The sequence below is a fragment of the Xenorhabdus khoisanae genome (assembly GCF_001037465.1).
Lineage (GTDB): Bacteria > Pseudomonadota > Gammaproteobacteria > Enterobacterales > Enterobacteriaceae > Xenorhabdus > Xenorhabdus khoisanae.
In genome coordinates this window covers 1-20,422 of the sequence record NZ_LFCV01000131.1, presented here as the reverse complement: position 1 = coordinate 20,422, position 20,422 = coordinate 1, and the positions used below count along the sequence as shown (strand labels likewise).

The following is a 20,422-nucleotide window of genomic DNA, read 5'->3' as shown; positions in this document are numbered from 1 at the left end:
GTGCAACTCAGTTTTAAAATAGAATAAAAATTTTCCATTATTGGAGAATTTTATAAACAAGGATAACTCCGCAACCTCCCATGCCCAATAGGGTTTGCTGAGTTATCCACTATTCCTGTGGATAACCCTGTGTATTAGTTTTAGACAAGTATGCCGACGCAAGATAATACGCGGCTTGCGCAAGATTTGCTGTTATTCTCTCCTTGATTTTTTTTGTGATAAATATCAACTCATTAAATAAAATCAATCCATTTTTACCTTCCTTTGCCATTCGGTGCTTTATCATTTCAATAGCTAATACAAAAATATAAAAAAGCAAGATCATTATCTGGGGATAAAAATGTCACCACTAATGTTAAACAAAGGTTAATATCACTTTGCGGTAAATTATGGTTTCTCGCTACTGCAACTCTTTAGCTTTCCCCTTAAAATAAAAACAACATTATTTTGCTAACTTACTTGAAGCTGGTTTTTTATCCAGTATTATAAAGGCGTTTTGTTTGTGTACAGATAGGCATGGGGGCTTGTGTACATGATTGCGGGGGAAAAATGAGCAAAGAAACAAGCAAGGTATTCAAGTTATATTCTGATTTCCAACCTGGAGGTGATCAGCCTTCGGCTATCAACCAATTACAGGAAGGGCTGGAAGATGGTTTAGCCCATCAGACACTTCTGGGGGTAACAGGCTCAGGGAAAACGTTCACGGTAGCCAATGTTATCGCAAACTTGAATCGGCCAACCATGATCCTCGCACCCAATAAGACACTGGCAGCGCAGCTTTATAGCGAAATGAAAGAATTTTTCCCTGAGAATGCAGTGGAATATTTTGTTTCTTATTATGATTACTATCAGCCAGAAGCTTATGTGCCAAGCTCTGATACCTTTATCGAAAAAGATGCGTCGGTGAATGAACATATCGAGCAGATGCGTCTATCGGCAACAAAAGCCTTACTGGAACGTCGTGATGTCGTTGTGGTGGCTTCCGTCTCCGCAATTTATGGTTTGGGTGATCCTGATAGTTATTTGAAAATGATGCTTCACTTAACTGATGGCATGTTAATTGACCAGCGAGCGATTTTACGTCGTTTGGCAGAGTTGCAATATACCCGCAATGATCAGGCGTTCCAGCGTGGGACATTCCGTGTACGTGGTGAGGTGATTGATATTTTCCCCGCAGAATCGGACGAACATGCATTACGTGTTGAATTGTTCGATGAGGAAGTCGAACGCCTTTCCCTGTTTGATCCGCTGACAGGTCAGGTTCAGTACCATGTGCCGCGCTATACTATCTATCCTAAAACACACTATGTGACACCGCGTGAACGTATCCTTCAGGCAATGGAAGAAATCAAGGTTGAGTTGGATCAACGGCGTAAAATGTTGCTGGAATCAGGTAAGTTATTGGAAGAGCAACGTATCACTCAGCGAACACAATTTGATCTCGAAATGATGAATGAGCTGGGGTACTGCTCCGGCATTGAAAACTACTCCCGTTATCTGTCTGGTCGTTCCGCAGGTGAACCCCCTCCAACGTTGTTCGACTACCTTCCGGCTGATGGTTTGCTGGTGGTGGATGAATCCCACGTGACTATTCCACAGATTGGCGGTATGTACCGCGGGGATCGTTCCCGCAAGGAAACACTGGTGGAATATGGTTTTCGATTGCCATCAGCGCTGGATAACCGTCCATTACGGTTTGAAGAATTTGAAGCGCTGGCCCCACAGACCATTTATGTTTCAGCAACCCCTGGTCGTTATGAATTGGAAAAATCGGGCAACGAAGTGGTTGAACAGGTTGTACGCCCGACCGGGCTGATTGATCCTGAAATTGAAGTTCGCCCTGTATCGACTCAAGTGGATGACTTACTGTCTGAAATCCGTATCCGGGCAGCGAAAAATGAGCGAGTGCTGGTCACCACCCTCACCAAGCGAATGGCGGAAGATTTAACTGAATATTTAGAAGAGCATGGTGAACGAGTCCGTTATCTCCATTCCGACATTGATACGGTCGAACGTGTGGAGATTATCCGTGATCTTCGCTTAGGTGAATTTGATGTCTTGGTTGGTATTAACTTGCTTAGGGAAGGTTTGGATATGCCGGAAGTTTCTCTTGTGGCGATTTTAGATGCTGATAAAGAGGGCTTCCTGCGTTCAGAACGATCCCTGATCCAGACTATTGGTCGTGCAGCACGTAACCTGTATGGTAAGGCGATTTTATACGGTGATAAAATCACAGACTCTATGGCGAAAGCGATTGAGGAAACAGAACGCCGTCGTGCCAAACAACAGGCATTTAATGAAGAACACGGTATCGTGCCGAAAGGGTTGAACAAAAAAATCGGTGACATTCTGAAAATTGGTCAGCCAGCTCATGGTAAAGGAAAAACCAAAGGAAAAGGCAAAGTTGCTTTGGGCGCGGATGATTACCATAAATTTTCGGCGAAAGAGTTGGAAAGCAAAATCCGCGAACTGGAAGATAAAATGTATCAACATGCGCGGGATCTGGAATTTGAACAGGCGGCCAATATTCGTGATCAGGTACAGACATTGAGGGCGCAATTTATTGCTAATTCCTGAGCATAATGTTTAGCGAAATATTTGTAGCACCTGAATAGGCGGCAACGACGGTGAAATAACACGTTATGGAGAGTGAATAATATCGCTCTCCATCTGCCTGTTAACCCAATTTTTGCAAGGTGTGCTCGATTGCTTGTCGTAATAACTCGCGATCATGGCGGTAGGGAATATCCTGCGCTTCCAAAACTTGCTGCGTTACAGTTCGGTCGCTGAAGGGGCTGATATCAGTGCGAGGGCCGACAATAAGCGCATTAATCATTTTGCGGCCGATTCTGTTTTCCATGATTTCAAGTTTATCTTTTAACGATAATTCGGCCGCTGCATGGCTGAGTTCTCTCCCCAAATTACCGATATAGATCATGTTTGCGTTACTGCGGCGCAGGGATTGGGTTAAGTCATCCAATAATAGCAACGGCATTAGGCTGGTTAAGAAACTACCGGGGCCAATCAAAATCAAATCTGCTTGTTCAATGGCATCCAGCGCTTCTTTAGTCGCGTTAACCCGGGGATAGAGTAAAAGCTCTTGCGGCACACAATTGAGTTGATCGATATTCACTTCGCCATATACGGTATTGCCTTGATCATCTATTGCCATTAAATCAACCGATTGTTCAGACATAGGGATCAGATGAGCATTGACTTTCAGTAGACTGCGGATCAGGTTAATCGCCTCAAGAGGGCGGACACTTAAATGATCCAGCGCCTTTAGCATCAAATTACCCAGATTATGGCCGGCCAGTTCACCATTGCCGCTGAAGCGATACTCAAACATAGCGGAAGCAATGGTCGGCTCCGTGATTAACTGATTGAGGCAATTGCGCATATCTCCCCATGCTATTCCCCCTTCTGAGCGTCGTATTCTGCCGGTTGACCCTCCATTATCGGTTGTGGTGACAATGCCGGTCAGGCGGCTTCCGAGAGAAGAAAGAGAAGACATAACGCGTCCAAGTCCATGGCCGCCACCAAGGGCGACAACGCGATCCAAATCAGCTAATGTGCGATTTCGCATAGAGTTCCTGTTACTGGCTAAACGTAGAGGGCTTTAATAAATCTTGTATAATTTATCATAAAATATAATGCTTTCAGCAATTGCTGTGATTTTGTGCGATTGCTTGCCTGATATTTTTGGGTAACCTGTAGAAATACAATAGGAACTTGATGTTATGGGTTTTATCTAACTCGTTGTATAGTAAGGTATATATCGTGGTGTAGATTAGCTTTTTATTATCTTAAGCGTTAGAATCCTCAACGAACACATTGTTATTTACATAATTTTTCACATAAATTTTTAACTGATATTAACTCCTAGCCTCTGTGTCTAAGTCGTTGTTCTATCAAATGGATATCACATTGATATGATGCTCTGGCCGTGACTCCTGAGTCACCAGGATGCAAGGTAGAAATGCCCGCATCTCCCGTACTTGGAAGGTGTTATTGTGGAACAACTCATAGATGTATTCTCGCGCAAATTTTATTATCTGAGATTATCTATTACGGATGTGTGTAATTTCCGTTGCACATATTGCTTGCCTGATGGATATCGGCCTCATGGTCATAAATCATTTCTTTCCCTACCGGAAATTCGTCGCGTCAGCCGCGCATTCGCTGAACTTGGTACAGAAAAAGTCCGCCTGACCGGGGGAGAGCCAACGATGCGGCGTGATTTTTGCGATATTATCGCAACGGTTCATGAAAACCCGCAAATCAAAAAAATTGCTGTCACAACCAATGGTTACCGAATGGAGCGGGACGTATCCCAATGGAAAGAGGCAGGGTTGACAGCGATTAACGTTAGCGTTGACAGCCTTGATCCTCGTCAATTTCATGCCATTACTGGTCAGGATAAAGTTTTTCAGGTGATGCGTGGCATTGATGCAGCTTTTGAAACAGGGTTTAACACAGTGAAAGTCAACGCAGTGTTAATGAAGAATGTCAATGATATCAATCTGCCTGCTTTTTTAGACTGGATTAAACATCGTCCGATCCAGTTGCGCTTTATTGAATTGATGGAGACGGGGGAAGGTAGTGACATTTTCCATCGCCATCACCTTTCTGGCGACGTTATTCGCAGCCAACTACTGCAACAAGGCTGGCAACAACAACAACGAGAGCGCAGTGACGGGCCGGCTCAAGTTTTTCACCATCCCGATTATCAGGGTGAAATTGGCCTTATCATGCCCTATGAAAAAGATTTTTGCCTAAGTTGTAACCGGTTGAGGGTGTCTGCAATTGGTAATCTTCACTTGTGTTTATTTGGAGAGCAAGGCATTCCGCTGCGTGATTTATTGTCTGATGATGCATCACTTGATGCTCTGAAACTGCGGATTCAGGGTGGCTTGCGTCATAAGCGCGAGACTCACTTTCTGCATCAGGGGGACAGTGGCATCACTCCCAACCTCTCTTTTATTGGTGGTTAATTTAACTGCAAGATCCATTTTTCAGGAGTAAAGAATGTCCCAACTAACCCATATCAATACTGCGGGTGAAGCTCATATGGTGGATATTTCCGCCAAATCGGAAACAGTGCGTGAGGCGCGCGCAGAAGCATTCGTTGAAATGCGGTCTGAAACATTGGCCATGATTGTTGCCGGTGATCATCATAAAGGAGACGTGTTTGCCACAGCCCGTATTGCAGGTATTCAGGCTGCAAAAAGAACCTGGGAATTAATCCCGCTTTGCCATCCACTGTTGCTGAGTAAAGTGGAAGTCCAATTGGAAGCACAAACTGAGCACAATCGTGTCAGGATCGAATCTTGTTGCCGTTTGACCGGGAAAACAGGCGTGGAGATGGAAGCACTGACAGCGGCATCAGTGGCTGCCTTGACGATTTATGACATGTGCAAAGCGGTGCAAAAAGATATGGTTATCGGACCGGTGCGTTTGCTGGAAAAAAGCGGTGGTAAATCAGGAAATTTTAGGGTGGAAGCATGATAAAGGTACACTTTTTCGCTCAAGTCCGTGAGTTGGTGGGAACAGACTCACTTGAATTGCCGAATGACTATCCCACTGTAGCGCATCTTCGTCATGCACTGATTGAAAAAGGCGAAAGATGGGCGTTGGCATTGGAGGAAGGTAAACTGCTGGCTGCCGTCAATCAATCATTTGTCCATGCTGAACATCCTTTGAATGATGGCGATGAAGTGGCTTTCTTTCCACCTGTCACGGGAGGCTGAGAATGGAAAACCTCCGCATCAGTGTCCAACGAGAGATATTTAATGTTGGTGATGAATACCAATGGCTCTCACAGTGTGATGAAGATGGTGCCGTTGTGACTTTTACGGGAAAAGTTCGCAACCATAATCTGGGTGATAATGTGAAGGCACTGACACTGGAACATTATCCGGGTATGACAGAAAAGATGTTACGGACTATTGCTGATGAAGCTCGTCAACGTTGGTCACTGCAACGTATCAGTATTATTCATCGCGTTGGTGAGTTGTACCCGGGAGATGAAATTGTATTTGTTGGTGTTACCAGCTCTCACCGTAGCATGGCCTTTACTGCGGCTGAATTCATCATGGACTATCTGAAAACCAAGGCACCTTTCTGGAAAAAAGAGTCTCTTACCAAGGGCGAGCGTTGGGTAGAAACAAGAAAGAGTGATGAAGATGCAGCAAATCGCTGGGCATAATCCTTGACAAAAATCACTCTTAACAACGAATTGAAACAGTGGTTGGTAGCTTATTCTGTGAGTTATCTTGAAAACTGGGTAGATAAATAATATGTCACTGAAATTGCCATTAATTGGCAGATGGTTTTATTAATGTTCTATGCTAATGTATAAGTTTTGAATAGATTGTTTATTTTTAAACATTCTTAATCCCTAAACATTGTCATGAAAAGGTAATCGTCATGGACCGATATCAACGTTCTAATGGTTCGATTGTCCAGAAAACTGGTTCTGGTATACAAACTTACATGGCACAAGTCTATGGTTGGATGACTTGTGGCCTGCTGTTAACTGCATTTGTCGCATGGTATGTAGCAAATACACCTGAAATTTTATATGCCATCTTCAGTAACTCCATTGTTTTCTATGGCTTGATCATTGCACAGCTTGCATTGGTGTTTGTGCTGTCTGGTTTGGTACATAAAATGAGTGGAGCGTTGGCGACAGGATTGTTTATGCTGTACTCCATGCTGACGGGGCTCACGCTCTCCAGTATATTTGTGGTTTATACCAGCAGCTCTATTGCCAGCACATTCGTGGTTTCAGCGGGTATGTTTGGTGCGTTGAGTGTTTACGGTTATACCACCAAGCGTAGCTTGAGCGGCCTGGGTAGCTTCCTGTTTATGGGGCTGATTGGTATCATTCTGGCTTCTTTGCTAAACATCTGGCTGAAAAGCCCGGCACTGATGTGGGCAATCACTTATATCGGTGTTGTTATTTTTGCAGGTCTGACCGCATATGATACCCAGAAACTGAAAGAAATGGGTGAACAAATCGATGTTAATGATAAAGAGAATATGCGCAAATATTCTATCACTGGCGCACTGACTCTGTATCTGGACTTCATTAACCTGTTCTTGATGTTGCTGCGTATTTTGGGTGATCGTCGGTAATTGCTGATATCCAATTTATCTTTAATAAAAAACCCTGCTTTGGCAGGGTCTTTTTATATTAAAGATATGGAAATGACATATGTTATTGAGGAGAGGGGAAAGTAAAATCTATATATTCACTAAATTCTATTTTTAAATAATTTTTCTGATCTATTAATTAATAACTAACTATCTGATTATAATGGTAAAACTGCTATTTTTAAAATGGATAACTGTTTATCAACCACATGCCATTTTGACATTTTCTTTTTGATGGTTTTAACCTTTCATATGGAAAAATAAATCTAGATTACTGGTAATAACATAGGATGATATATGACAGAGCGTATTTATTTGTCCAGTCAGACTCTGGTTGCTGATATTGAAGTCATTGATTGTATACCCCGCGAAGATGAACGTTATTCTATTCGGTTGAAATCTACGATATTTCATCCTCAGGGAGGTGGCCAGCCTAGTGATATTGGTTGGCTCAATGATGTAGAAGTCGTTCATGTCTCAGAAGAAAATGGTGAGATCATCCATCTGACTACAAAACCTGTGCCATTGGGAAACGTTTTTGCCCGCATTGATGGTGATCGTCGTCAATTACATTCCCGCTTACATTCTGCTGGGCATCTTATTGGCCATGTTGGTGAGCTTGCAATGTGGCGTCCAATTAAAGCTCATCATTGGCCGGGTGAGAGTAAAGTGGTCTTCAAACCAGAAGCAGGTGCTAAAAATATGTCGGTAGAGGACATCCAAATAAGTTGTGAATATTACGTTATGCAGGATTTATCGTGCAATATCACTCTACGGGATGATGGGTTTCGGGAAGTCAGTTTTGGTCATTTTACGCCTTATCCTTGTGGGGGAACTCACGTGGCATCTCTGGGGCAACTGAAGGGTATTAATATACAAACAGTGCAGATCAAGAAAGGTAACTTAACGGTTTATTACGATATTGCCTGATCGTTTCCGGTATTAGGTGGATAACAATATTTTTCTGATAATTATGGTATTGAGCTTTCTTTGCTTGGCAAGTCAACACTGGAGATTCAGCCAGAAATCGGTGAGCTGCTGCTCTTTAATTCCGGATGTATGCACCCTGTGAGTGCTGGTTCAGACGATTTGCGTTTAAATTTGTCATGCTTTATTGGTTATCGCGGTTCAGCGAATCCGCTGTCATTTTGGAGTTGATATGTTACATCACTATTGGAGTGAATTTTTAGGATTAGCAGTGATTCATTTTTTAGCGGTAGTGGCACCAGGCCCAGATTTTGCGGTTACTATACGGCAGAGTGTACGGTTTGGTCGTTGGGCAGGAATATGTACGGCAGTAGGTATAGGAGCTGGCATATCGGTTCATGTTATTTATACATTGGTAGGTATTAGTGCACTGATGCATACCACTCCGTGGTTGATGGAGCTGGCAAAATTAGTAGGAGGAATTTACATCATCTGGATTGGTATCAATTTTATTAGGAGTAAACCTGCCGATCCTACTGCTTTAGAAGCTGAGGGAGGCGGGCAGGTTCTGCAAAGTAGATGGAAAGCATTTCTGATGGGATTCATGACAAACGCGACTAATCCCAAGGCCACTCTGTTCTTTTTGGCTGTCTTTACAACGGTGGTAAGTAGTAATACGCCGATATCGGTACAAATCATTTATGGAGTATGGATGTGTGTGGTTAATGCTTTATGGTTTGTATTGGTCAGTATAGTTTTTTCCAATTTTATGATTAGACAAAAATTTATACAAAAGGGCTATTGGTTCGAACGAGTTATGGGATTAATCTTGATCGGATTTGCTATCAGGCTATTGTTTATATCTGTATAAGTTTTCATTGATTAGTGGTGAGTCTACAATACTGGATTCTGGCCTTCCGCACATTATCATTGATTAAATTCATACGATGTACTGTAAAGTCCCGCTCTTCAAGGTAGGGAAATCAGGTCATGAACATCGTGTTTAAATCAATATGTTATTCTGAATAATTCAAAGAGACTTGAGAAAATAAGAAGCTGGGAAAGAGAGGCGGCTTATTAATATGTCGTTCTCTTTCCTCTTTGCGTTTTCATCAAGCAATCTTACTTCGAAACAGCCGATAAGCGATTCCACCAGTCGTTGCAGTAATAACCAATAAAGGCCATAAATTCGGCCAAATGACAGATAAATCTGCCCCTTTCAAATAAATCTGTTTGGTAATATCAGTAAAATGCCGAATTGGGTTAATCCATGTTATATCTTGTAACCAGACAGGCATATTCTCGACCGGAGAAATGTACCCGGAAAGTAAAATCGCAGGCATCATAAATACAAACACGCCGATAAATGCCTGTTGCTGGGTGGAGCAAACCGCAGAAATCAGCAACCCGAAACCAACCAGAGATAATCCATAAATCAACATGCAGCCATAAAATAGCAACAATGAACCTGCGAAGGGGATTTGATAACACAGAATCCCAATCAGCAACACAATGGTTGCCTGCATAGTAGCGACGACCAGTGCCGGAATAGCTTTGCCAAGGAAAATTTGCCATGTCGCCAATGGAGAAACCAGCAATTGATCCAGCGTTCCCTGTTCCCGTTCACGTGCGACAGACAAAGCCGTGACGATCAGAACGCCAATCGTGATAATCATGGCAACCAGTGATGGCACGACAAACCACTTATAATCCAAATTGGCGTTGTACCAGTTACGGATGATTAGTTCACTGTTATTGAAACCAGGGGCATTTCCCAATAACTGTTTTTGGTAATCCATCACAATTTGCTGAATATAGTTGGCGGCAATCTGGGCACTATTTGAATTACGCCCATCCAGCAAAACTTGAATTGATGTCGGATTATGACTGGCAATGTTGGCACTGAAGTTCTGTGGAAAACGCACTAACAACAGCGCCTTGCGGTTATCCAGTGTAGGACGGATTTCTTGCGAACTAGTCAGCAAAATAACATCAGGAAATGCTTTCGATTTTGCCAGCCGTTGAGTTAATTCAATCGAAGCTTGTCCCTTATCTTCGTTATAAATAGCAATAGTGGCATTTTTGACTTCCAGCGTTGCTGCCCATGGAAATAAAATCATTTGCAGAATTACGGGCAAAATCAAAATATTCCGTGTTTGCGGCTCTCTCAGAAGAGACTGCAACTCTTTCATGATTAGCGTATACAAGCGATGAAACATGCTCTTTCCTTTTTAATCCAGATGCCGACGAGTTTTCCACGCAGTCAAGCCAATAAAAACGATGGAGCTGGCAATCAGCAGGAGCAGGTTTGTGATTAATACAGTACCGATGTTACCCGCCAGAAAGAGTGTTTGTAGGCCACTGACAAAATAGCGTGCGGGGACGATATAAGTCGAAGCCTGAATAAGCACCGGCATACTGTCTATTTCGAAAACAAAGCCAGACAACATAATGGCAGGCAAAAAAGCGGCGTTAAGGGAAATCATCGCTGCATTGAACTGGTTTCGTGTCAGAGTTGAGATCAATAGCCCCATGCCCAAGGCAGTGGCAAGATAGAGGCTGGAAACTAACGCCAATATCCAGAGTGAGCCACGATAAGGAACGTCCAGTACAAAAACCGTGAATATCATGCAAAGCACCATGACAAAAGAGCCCAAAATTTGGTAGGGCAATAATTTGGCGAGCAATAATTCGGTTCGGGTGACTTGGGTTGAAAGTAACGCTTCCATAGTTCCGCGTTCCCATTCACGGGCAACCACGAGTGAAGTGAGGATGGCACCGACTACGGTCATGATAATGGAAACTGCGCCGGGAATGAGGAAGTGTCGGCTAATAGCCGCCGAATTGAACCAATAGCGGATTTGTGTATCAATCAATGGCGTGGTTGAGACACCTCGATTCTGGCCCCGTTGTTGGAGCCAGATTTGCCAGATACCTTTGGTATAACCCTGAACAAAGTTGGCGGTATTGGGTTCACTGCCATCAGTAATGACCTGAATAGGCGCATGACTGCCCGCGCGGGCAAGCAGGGCATCAAAATTTACCGGAATGACGATGATGCCCCGGATTTGGTTCTCCTGCATTTTCTTGATTAAGAAGTGGCGATTATCGCTGATGGTGGCATCAATATAAGGTGATCCCGTAAATGCGTGAACTAATTCACGGGCATCTTCGCTTTGCTGCTCCATCAGAATACCGAGGCGAAGTTTGCTGGAATCAAGGTTTATGCCATAGCCAAAAATAAATAACAGCATCAGCGGGATCACTACTGCAATCAACGCACTACTGGGATCACGGATAATCTGTTTAGTTTCCTTGATGCAGAGGGCTTTCAATCGACGCCATGAGAAATTGACGGCTTTCTGGGATGCTGCATGTTCAGAACGGCTCATTGTGGCTCCTTATCGTAATTCACCACGAGATCGATAAACGTATCTTCCATTGAAGGGTTAGGCTGCTCATCCGTGGCGACCAATTGTTTCAGCTCGTCAGGGGTTCCGGCTGCAATCAATTTTCCCCGAAATACCAACCCGATGCGGTCACAGTATTCTGCTTCCTCCATAAAGTGGGTTGTTACCATCACGGTAACCCCTTTATCGACCATGCCGTTGATATGGAGCCAAAATTCGCGGCGGGTCAGCGGATCGACACCGGAAGTAGGTTCATCCAGAAACAGAATGTCAGGTTCGTGCATCAATGCGCAGGAAAGGGCAAGGCGTTGTTTAAAACCGAGCGGAAGACTATCGGTTTTTTGTTGCAAGATTGGCCCAAGATTGAATGCATGGATCATATCTGACATTTTTTCTTTCTGATGCCGGCCTTTCAGCCCGTAAACACCGGAGAAAAATTTAAGATTCTGCTCAACTGTCAGGTTGCCATAGAGCGAGAATTTCTGAGCCATATAACCAAGACGTTGGCGCGCTTTGCCTGAACTGGTTTTTAAATCCATATTCAGAACCAGCGCCTTACCGGAAGTGGGGATCATCAACCCGCACATCATTTTAAAGGTTGTGGATTTTCCGGCACCATTTGGCCCTAACAGGCCAAAAATTTCCCCGCGTTTCACCTGAAAATCCACATCATCAGTGGCGGCAAAATCCCCAAATTTCTTAGTCAGGTTACAGGCTTCTATCACGGTTTCTGTTGGATTGGGCGGAATCTGAGGCATTATTTCAGCCAATTCGGAACGGTGGGATGGGCCGCCACCCAGTAAATCGATAAAAGCATCTTCGAAACGCGGTTCGGCCTCAAGAATATTGGCTTCGGATAGCCCCATTTGTTGGAGTAAGGCGTTTTTATCTGCTTCTTCTTTTAAGATTAAACGAACATATCTTCCTTGAATCACGCCATCAGTCACTTGGGGTAGGATGAGGGCATGTTGGAGCGTTTTGCGTCGGTCCCCCTGCTTAACATCAAGTAAGAAAGATCGTCCGGCAATATTCTGAGTCAAATTTTGTGGCTGACCGCGATAGAGCAACTCACCCCGGTTCATTAGCAAAACATCACGACATAACTCGGCTTCATCCAAATAAGAGGTACTCCATAGGATAAGCATACCTTCGGAAGCGAGTTCATGTACCATCTGCCATAATTCACGGCGGGCGATGGGATCAACGCCTACGCCCGGTTCATCAAGTAACAGAACTTTCGGACTACCCAATAAAGTACAGGCAAGCCCCAGTTTTTGTTTCATGCCGCCGGATAATTTTCCCGCCAGACGTTCAGTAAAACGGGTTAAATCCGTAAAGGTGAGTAATTTTTGAAATGTAGCTTTGCGTTCCTCGCCAAGTACACCACGTAAGTCGGCATATAAAGTGAGATTTTCCATGACGGTTAAATCTTCATACAGGCCGAATTTTTGCGGCATATAGCCGAGTTCAGAACGGACTTGGACACTATCTTTGATGGGATCAAGCCCCATGATTTCAATATTGCCGCTATCAGGCTTCAATAATCCGGCCAGCATGCGTATCAACGTGGTTTTTCCCGCGCCATCAGGGCCGACAAGCCCTGTGACTGATCCGCCCTGAATTTCTGCCTGTAGATGGGAGACAGCAGGAGCGTCCAATCCTGGAAAAGTTTTCTCCACGCCGTTCAGTTTGATCGTATAAGCTGAACTGCTCATGTCATCGCCTTACTTAGTTGGCTTCAGTAGAATTTGTACCAGCAAAACGCAGGGTAACAGGCATTCCTTGTTTCAGTCCTTCATCAGGATCAAGAACAATAACCCGCAGACGATAAACTAAATCCGTTCTTAAATCGGGAGTTTCGACATTCTTGGGAGTAAATTCAGCGGTTGGAGAAACGAAGCCGATTTTGCCGTGATAGGGCTGATTTTTCCGTCCATCGGTATAAATCAGAATTTCCCGCCCTGCGGTAGCCTGATTCAGATTAGGTTCATCAATATACGCCCTGATCCAGACAGGTTTGGTGAGTGATAGAGCAAAAACCGTATTTCCGGCCGCCAGCATTGTACCCGGCTCAATGGCTCTGGTCAGAATAACACCTGCTGATGGTGAAGTGAGTCGGGTATCTTTCAGATTGAGTTCAGCTTGTGCAACCGCCGCTTCTGCTTGGCTAAGTTGGGCTTTGGCGGCGGCAATTTCTTCTATGCGATAACCGGTTTCAAATTGGCGCAATTTATCTTTTGCTGCCTGATAAGCGGCCAATGCCTGTTTTTGTCCGGTTTTGGCATTTTCCAAGTCATTAGCTGAAATAGTTTTACTTTGCCACAATCCTTGTTGACGTTTCAGGAAACTATCGGCAAAGCGGAATGCAGATTCTTTCTGAGCCACCTCTGCACGCACTTGGGAGATTTCTTCAGTACGGTAACCCGCTTCTGCTTTGGCAAGATTTGCCTTGGCGACATCCCGGGCGGCTTTGGACTGATTCAAGGCATTAATAAAGGGAGCATCATCAAGATGGCCGAGTGTCTGTCCCGCAGTAATGGCATCGCCTTCATCCACTTGTAGTTCGGCCAGTTTACCTGCAACCCTAAAACCAAGATTAACCGATCTGACATCGACATTGCCATACAGGGTCAGTTCCCTGCCATTTTGTTCTTGATAATAATAGATACCAACAATAGCACCGATAACAACAATGAGCGCCAATAGGGCAAGAGCAAACTTTTTACTGTTCATACTATCCCTTATGCCTTTTCAATTTATACCCTTATTTTTCAAATAATTACGATATCATTTGAAATTTATCGGGTATGCACATTTTTGAGTCTATAACTATTCGTTGCTGTATTTCTTGTTGCCTTATTTTTTTCGTAACCCTTCAAGCAATAAGTTGATGTGTTGAGACAAAACTTGATTAATTAATTCATATTCCTTAGTGCCAATATTATCCCATCCTGTTTGGCGCAATAAGGCTTCCCGTGCCAGACGGAAAGAAAGAATCTCCCCTAATAAGGCGTGAGTATGGATTTGGGTTGAAATCTCACGTTCGTCTGCGCCGATATAATTGGCGATTAACTTATTGATACGGGAATAAATCGGGGCCAGCCCTTGTTCATGCATGACACTGTATGCTTCTGTTGGCGTCAGTTGTTCATGTGACATGATGCGGCTGATATTGATACTGCTTTTCTCGAAAATCAGACGGTTGTAGCTAACTATGCCTTGATGAATAAATGCCAGGATTTGTTCTTGTGAATAGGGTTTCGGCGTTTCGGCAAAAAAATAGTCAATCGATTCAATTAATGGGGAAAATTCCGATTTTAGTTTATCAGCAATATGTTGCACGACAGCGAGGTATAGTCCTTCTTTAGAACCAAAATAGTAGGCAATGGCGGCGATATTTTGTTGCGCGTGTTGGGCAATGTTGCGGGTCGTAGCACCATCCAGACCTGATTTACCAAAAATTTCTATTGCTGCTTCAAGAAGTTGCTGTTTGGCTTGTTCGCCTCGTGATGTCTGAGCCGTCTTCGCTGCCATGTTAAAAGATATCCTGTTATAAAGAAAAAAATTGCCGAGAGTGTCGTAACTATATCAATCGTATGATTAACTTTAAAACTAAAGTAAGTCGATGTAAAGTTGACACAAATTGTCTTTTTAATAGACACCTATAAAAAATAATTTTCATATTTTTGGTCAATTCTTGTAAGTGGTCGCTTTCAAATAGATTTAGTGCCAATTATTAGCTTTTCAGGGCTGTTTGGAATCATATATCTGTTATAATGCCGCGCTTATGGTGCATTGCAGTTTGTGTAATTTCTCTTTGCGTTTTATCGCGTCTGTTTTCTTCCCATAAAACTGCCCCTGAATTAATATCAGGAATGGTGAAGTCTGGAGCATTTCTTATTTATGAATTTTGAGTCACTCGGCTTGAAGGCTGATATTTTGCGTGCCGTTGAAGAACAAGGCTACGCGGAACCTACCCCTATTCAGCAACAGGCCATTCCTGTTGTGTTATCTGGTAAAGATCTGCTGGCCAGTGCCCAGACCGGAACTGGGAAAACAGCAGGGTTTACCTTACCTATTCTGCAACTTTTGAGTGAATCCCCGATTCAGACAAAAGGCCGTCGTCCGATCAGAGCACTGATTCTGACACCGACACGGGAATTGGCGGCGCAGGTTGGCGAAAATGTACGTAATTATAGTAAGTTTCTCAAATTACGCTCATTCGTGGTGTTTGGTGGAGTCAGTATTAATCCGCAGATGATGAAACTGCGTGGCGGGGTGGATATTCTGGTGGCAACACCAGGGCGTTTGCTGGATCTGGAACACCAAAATGCCGTTGATCTCTCCCACGTTGAAATCCTGATTTTGGATGAAGCTGACCGTATGTTGGATATGGGCTTTATCCATGATATCCGACGTGTATTGAATAAACTGCCAGCAAAACGCCAAAACTTACTCTTTTCCGCGACTTTTTCTGACGAAATAAAGGGCCTTGCCAATAAGTTGCTGCATAATCCGGTGAGTGTAGAAGTCGCGCGTCGTAACTCTGCATCTGAACAGATTGATCAATCAATCCATTTTGTAGATAAAAAACGCAAAGGCGAATTGCTTTCTTACATGATAGGTAGCCAGAACTGGCAGCAGGTTTTGGTATTCACTCGAACCAAACATGGTGCAAATCGACTGGCGGAGCAACTGAATAACGATGGTGTGACGGCTGCCGCGATCCACGGCAACAAGAGCCAGGGGGCGAGAACCCGCGCACTGGCTGATTTCAAAACAGGGCAAATTCGCGCATTAGTTGCAACAGATATTGCCGCCCGTGGCTTGGATATCGACCAATTGCCATATGTGGTCAATTATGAATTGCCAAACGTTGCAGAAGATTATGTTCACCGAATTGGTCGTACTGGTCGTGCGGATGCAACCGGTCAAGCAATATCGCTGGTATGTGTTGATGAGCATAAGCTTCTGAAAGATATTGAACGGCTATTGAAGCGGGAAATTCCACGCATTGCTATTTCGGGCTATGAGCCAGATCCTTCTATCAAGGCTGAGCCAATCCAAAATGGGCGTAACAGCCGTGATAATAGTCCCCGTAGAAATAATACCCGGGGTAATGGCTTCCGCGACAATCATTCACATAGCGAACAGCCTCGTAGCCAACGTAGAAATGGCAAGCAAGATCAATCCTCAAAACATCAGGCTACCCAAAATGGTGAACGCCCACGCAGCCAAGGAACCCCATCAGGTCAGCGGCGTCAGCGAACCACAAAAGCATCGCGTTCCCCGGTATCTGGACAGTAATTGATGCGCGTTTTGCTGGCTCCGATGGAAGGTGTTTTGGATTCTCTGGTGAGGGAACTGTTGAGTGAAGTCAACGATTACGACCTTTGCATCACAGAATTCCTGCGAGTGGTTGACAGCTTACTACCGGTAAGATCTTTTTACCGGTTGTGCCCTGAGTTGCATCATCAGAGTCGTACACCATCGGGAACCCCAGTCAGGATTCAACTTTTGGGACAGTATCCAGAATGGTTGGCAGAAAACGCAGCCAGAGCAGTTGAATTGGGATCTTGGGGAGTTGACCTAAACTGTGGCTGCCCTTCCAAAGCGGTAAATGGCAGCGGAGGCGGTGCGACATTACTGAAAGATCCCGAATTTATCTACAGCGGTGCCAAAGCCATGCGCGAAGCCGTACCCGCACATTTACCAGTGACGGTAAAGGTGCGTTTGGGGTGGGATTCTGATGCACGTCAGTTTGAGATTGCCGATGCCGTACAGCAGGCAGGAGCAACAGAATTAGTCGTGCATGGGCGAACCAAGGAAGATGGTTATAAAGCAGAACGCATTAACTGGGAGGCGATTGGCGAGATTCGTCGTCGTCTCTCCATTCCTGTGATTGCCAATGGTGAAATCTGGGATTGGCAGAGTGCTCAGGAATGTATCAAAATCACAGGATGTGACGCCGTGATGATAGGGCGTGGCGCACTGCATATGCCAAACTTGAGTCGGGTCATCAAATATAACGAGCCAAGAATGCCGTGGTGCGATGTGCTCAAGTTACTGCAAAACTACACTTATTTGGAAAAGCAGGGAGATACGGGGTTGTATCATGTTGCCCGTATCAAGCAATGGCTGGGGTATTTGCGCAAAGAATATGAGGAAGCAGATCTGTTATTTATGCAGGTCAGGGCATTAAAAACATCTACCGAGATCGCCAGTGTTATCTTGTTCAAATAAAAGAAAAGGGGGTTTTTACGCAAAGGAAATATTAATGGTTGAAAAATCCACAGAACTGACAGATTCTTTTCCTTGTATCAGATATTTTGCAACAAAATACAATAGATACCTATAATCAGGTGAATTAATTTCACCAGAGCATCAATAAACGCTCTGCTGATAAATTATAAACTTTGGGTACTCAAATCCATTTTTTCATCAAACACTGTCCTTAGATATTTCCTCATCTTGCAATGTATCTGGTGGTATAATTTTATCTAATTTAATCAAAATATCGTCGATTTGAGATTCTCAATCCGTTGGTTTGGGTTCTTGACGCAAAACAAATAGCGATGCAAATAACGTTCTTTGACGTTGAAAAATATTCCAATATCTTCCTTCAAAAGAGGGGCACAAATAGTTGACATTCGTGCTAATTTAATTATCCTTAGCCATACAAAATAACCCCGTATAACAATTTAATATAAATAATAATAAAATAACCGCTTAAAATATAATTTTTTAACTCTTAAAGATAGCACCGAGATAGTTTTAATATTCTTGATGCTATTTTTTCTGAAATAAAAATATAACTAACTATATTAATATTTTCCAACTATCATTTAGGGTCAGTAGCTCGTTTCGGTGGACCAAGCCTATCCAATTCAGCTAAAGTCGCTGAAATCTGTTGCTCCCAATCCGTTGGTTTTGAGTTTTTACGGAAAGAAAATATTGATGGTTGGCGTTTAAAATCCACTGAACTGACGGATTCTTTTCCTTGTATAAAATATTTTGCAACAAAAGCTAATAAATACTTTTTGCTTATTATATCATCTATTAGGTTAGGAATTCGGGGTTCAAAAGCATAGATCATCAGTTTGTTATTTTTGTCAAATCCATAAACTCTTAAATACAGAACATCATAGAGATGGACAACATCGACTTGTGAGTAACGCGCAACATACATTCTTCCCCTATGCCATGTATAAAATAGTTGCTTTTCCCGATCAATAACAAGAGGGGATAGTTTTCGAATTAAAGACAACACCCATAAATGAATTAAAATCATTGTAATAGAAAATAGGAGAAATCCACCATCTAATAATAAATTTTTTCGAACTCTAGATTTTTTATAAAAACCATTGTCCATATAACGAATATGAAAGTATTGAGAAAAAGAGATACTCTTTGCATCAGCAATATACTTATATGGTTCAAGAAAATCTGGTAACTTTGGATTTAAATGAAATTCATCTCCATACTTTTTCTTGGTGCGAATAACAGTTTCCAAATAACTTTCCTCATTCGCTTTCCATGTATTCATAACATCATTAATAAAAAAACAAAACCCTAATAAGAAACCGGCTAAAGAAGCAAGTAAAATCTTTTCACGATAATTACTCCTGCCATATCGTATTTCACATTTTTTATCATCTATTAACTCAATAAAACCCTCTGTTTTTATTTTCTCTTTATCCAGCATCCCAATATCTTCATCCAGGAAAGGAACGCAAGCAGTTGACAACCGTGTTAATTTAATTTCGTTATCTTTAGTCATACAAAATAACCCCATATAACAATTTGATATAAATAATAAAGTAACTATTTATAATATGATTTCTGAAACTTTAAAATTAGCACCGAGATAATTGTAATATTCTTCGGTGCTATTTTTTCTGAAATAAAAATATAACTCACTATATTAATATTTTTTACAACTATTATCTCGGATCAGTAGCTCCTTTTGGTGGACCAAGTCTATCTAATTCAGCTAAAATTGCTGAAATCTGTTGCTCCCAATCCGTTGGTTTTGAATTTTTACGGAAAGGAAATATTGTTGATTGACGTTTAAAATCCACTGAACTGACGGATTCTTTTCCTTGTATCAGATATTTTGCAACAAATGCCAATAAATACTTTTTGCTTATTATATCATCTATCAGGTTAGGAATACGGGGTTCAAAAGCATAAATCATCAGTTTGTTATTTTTGTCAAATCCATACACTCTTAAATACAAAACATCGTAGAGATGAACAACATCGATTTGTGAGTAACGCGCAACATACATTCTTCCCCTATGCCATGTATAAAATAGTTGCTTTTCCCGATCAATAACAAGAGGGGATATTTTTAGAATTAAAGACAACACCCATAAATGAATTAAAATCATTGTAATAGAAAATAGAAAAAAGCCACCATCTAGTAACAAATCTTTTCGAACACTCGATTTACTATAAAAACCACTATCCGTATAACGCATATGAAAATATTGAGGAAAAGAGATGCTCTCTGCATTCGCAATATACTCATAAATTTTAAAATCATCTGGCAATTTAGGGTTTAGATAAAAATCCTCACCATATTTATCTTTAATATTACTAACAATTATTAAATTAAATTCTTCATTAGCTTTCCATGATGTAATGTAATCATCAATAAAAAAGAAAAAACCTAATAAAAACCCGGCTAACGAAGCAAGCAAAATATTTTCACGATAATTACTCCTGCCATATCGTATTTCACATTTTTTATCATCAATTAAGTTAATAAAGCCCTCTGTTTTTATTTGTTCTTTATCCAGCATCCCAATATCTTCATCCAAGAAAGGGTCGCAAGCAGTTGACAACTGTGTTAATTTAATTTCGTTATCTTTAGTCATACAAAATAACCCCATATAACAATTTGATATAAATAATAAAGTAAC

18 protein-coding genes and 1 riboswitch are annotated in these 20,422 nt (G+C 42.4%); of the genes, 10 read left to right on the top strand and 8 right to left on the bottom strand.

From position 1 onward, the window contains the following. Positions 1–549: 549 nt before the first annotated feature. Positions 550–2,577 carry an excinuclease ABC subunit UvrB gene (gene uvrB / locus AB204_RS16970; protein ID WP_047964562.1) on the top strand — a complete coding sequence of 676 codons (2,028 nt, stop codon included), beginning with the start codon at positions 550–552 and terminating at the stop codon, positions 2,575–2,577. 100 nt (positions 2,578–2,677) lie between these two features. On the opposite strand, the gene yvcK is transcribed toward uvrB, so the two are convergent. Then, entirely contained in the window at positions 2,678–3,586 is a 909-nt protein-coding gene (gene yvcK, locus AB204_RS16965; protein WP_047964561.1) for a uridine diphosphate-N-acetylglucosamine-binding protein YvcK, read from the bottom strand. 281 nt (positions 3,587–3,867) lie between these two features. Continuing rightward, a riboswitch (molybdenum cofactor riboswitch) is annotated at positions 3,868–4,024 on the top strand. On the opposite strand from yvcK, the gene moaA reads away from it, so the two are divergent. From moaA to AB204_RS16930, 7 genes are all read left to right on the top strand, one after another. Next, positions 4,014–4,994, top strand: a complete 981-nt coding sequence (moaA, locus tag AB204_RS16960) for a GTP 3',8-cyclase MoaA (protein ID WP_047964560.1) — start codon at positions 4,014–4,016, stop codon at positions 4,992–4,994. It overlaps the preceding riboswitch by 11 nt. A 34-nt stretch (positions 4,995–5,028) precedes the next feature. Then, complete coding sequence (moaC, locus tag AB204_RS16955) at positions 5,029–5,508, top strand: cyclic pyranopterin monophosphate synthase MoaC (RefSeq protein WP_047964559.1); 480 nt, start codon at positions 5,029–5,031, stop codon at positions 5,506–5,508. Next, positions 5,505–5,750: a molybdopterin synthase sulfur carrier subunit gene (gene moaD, locus AB204_RS16950; RefSeq protein ID WP_047964558.1), complete on the top strand. Its 246-nt coding sequence runs from the start codon at positions 5,505–5,507 to the stop codon at positions 5,748–5,750. Before moaC ends, moaD begins: the two co-directional genes overlap by 4 nt. Before the next feature lie 2 nt (positions 5,751–5,752). Beyond that, the gene (moaE, locus tag AB204_RS16945; RefSeq protein ID WP_047964557.1) at positions 5,753–6,208 is read left to right on the top strand and encodes a molybdopterin synthase catalytic subunit MoaE; all 456 of its coding nucleotides are present in this window, start codon (positions 5,753–5,755) and stop codon (positions 6,206–6,208) included. Between the two features lie 221 nt (positions 6,209–6,429). Beyond that, positions 6,430–7,140, top strand: a complete 711-nt coding sequence (locus AB204_RS16940) for a Bax inhibitor-1/YccA family protein (protein WP_047964556.1) — start codon at positions 6,430–6,432, stop codon at positions 7,138–7,140. Positions 7,141–7,455: 315 nt separating this feature from the next. Further along, on the top strand, positions 7,456–8,088 hold the full coding sequence (locus AB204_RS16935) for a serine-tRNA(Ala) deacylase AlaX (RefSeq protein WP_047964555.1): 633 nt from the start codon (positions 7,456–7,458) through the stop codon (positions 8,086–8,088). 229 nt (positions 8,089–8,317) lie between these two features. After that, positions 8,318–8,956: a LysE family translocator gene (locus AB204_RS16930; protein WP_047964554.1), complete on the top strand. Its 639-nt coding sequence runs from the start codon at positions 8,318–8,320 to the stop codon at positions 8,954–8,956. A 241-nt stretch (positions 8,957–9,197) separates the two neighbouring features. Here AB204_RS16930 and AB204_RS16925 read toward each other — a convergent pair whose 3' ends face one another. From AB204_RS16925 to cecR, 5 genes are all read right to left on the bottom strand, one after another. After that, entirely contained in the window at positions 9,198–10,304 is a 1,107-nt protein-coding gene (locus AB204_RS16925; protein ID WP_047964553.1) for an ABC transporter permease, read from the bottom strand. Positions 10,305–10,316: 12 nt separating this feature from the next. Next, a complete protein-coding gene (locus AB204_RS16920; protein ID WP_047964552.1) occupies positions 10,317–11,477 on the bottom strand; it encodes an ABC transporter permease in 1,161 nt (386 codons plus the stop codon). Next, on the bottom strand, positions 11,474–13,210 hold the full coding sequence (locus AB204_RS16915; RefSeq protein ID WP_047964551.1) for an ATP-binding cassette domain-containing protein: 1,737 nt from the start codon (positions 13,208–13,210) through the stop codon (positions 11,474–11,476). Before AB204_RS16915 ends, AB204_RS16920 begins: the two co-directional genes overlap by 4 nt. Positions 13,211–13,223: 13 nt before the next feature. After that, positions 13,224–14,228, bottom strand: coding sequence for a secretion protein HlyD (hlyD, locus tag AB204_RS16910; RefSeq protein WP_047964550.1), 1,005 nt, complete (start codon positions 14,226–14,228; stop codon positions 13,224–13,226). A 123-nt stretch (positions 14,229–14,351) separates the two neighbouring features. Beyond that, entirely contained in the window at positions 14,352–15,029 is a 678-nt protein-coding gene (cecR, locus tag AB204_RS16905; RefSeq protein ID WP_047964549.1) for a transcriptional regulator, read from the bottom strand. A 369-nt stretch (positions 15,030–15,398) separates the two neighbouring features. On the opposite strand from cecR, the gene rhlE reads away from it, so the two are divergent. After that, on the top strand, positions 15,399–16,802 hold the full coding sequence (gene rhlE, locus AB204_RS16900) for an ATP-dependent RNA helicase RhlE (RefSeq protein WP_047964548.1): 1,404 nt from the start codon (positions 15,399–15,401) through the stop codon (positions 16,800–16,802). Positions 16,803–16,805: 3 nt separating this feature from the next. Next, the gene (dusC, locus tag AB204_RS16895) at positions 16,806–17,738 is read left to right on the top strand and encodes a tRNA dihydrouridine(16) synthase DusC (protein ID WP_047964547.1); all 933 of its coding nucleotides are present in this window, start codon (positions 16,806–16,808) and stop codon (positions 17,736–17,738) included. Positions 17,739–18,336: 598 nt separating this feature from the next. On the opposite strand, the gene AB204_RS16890 is transcribed toward dusC, so the two are convergent. After that, entirely contained in the window at positions 18,337–19,275 is a 939-nt protein-coding gene (locus AB204_RS16890) for a hypothetical protein (RefSeq protein ID WP_047964546.1), read from the bottom strand. Positions 19,276–19,438: 163 nt separating this feature from the next. Beyond that, positions 19,439–20,422: hypothetical protein (locus AB204_RS16885; protein WP_047964545.1), on the bottom strand; the 984-nt coding region annotated here is incomplete at its 5' end.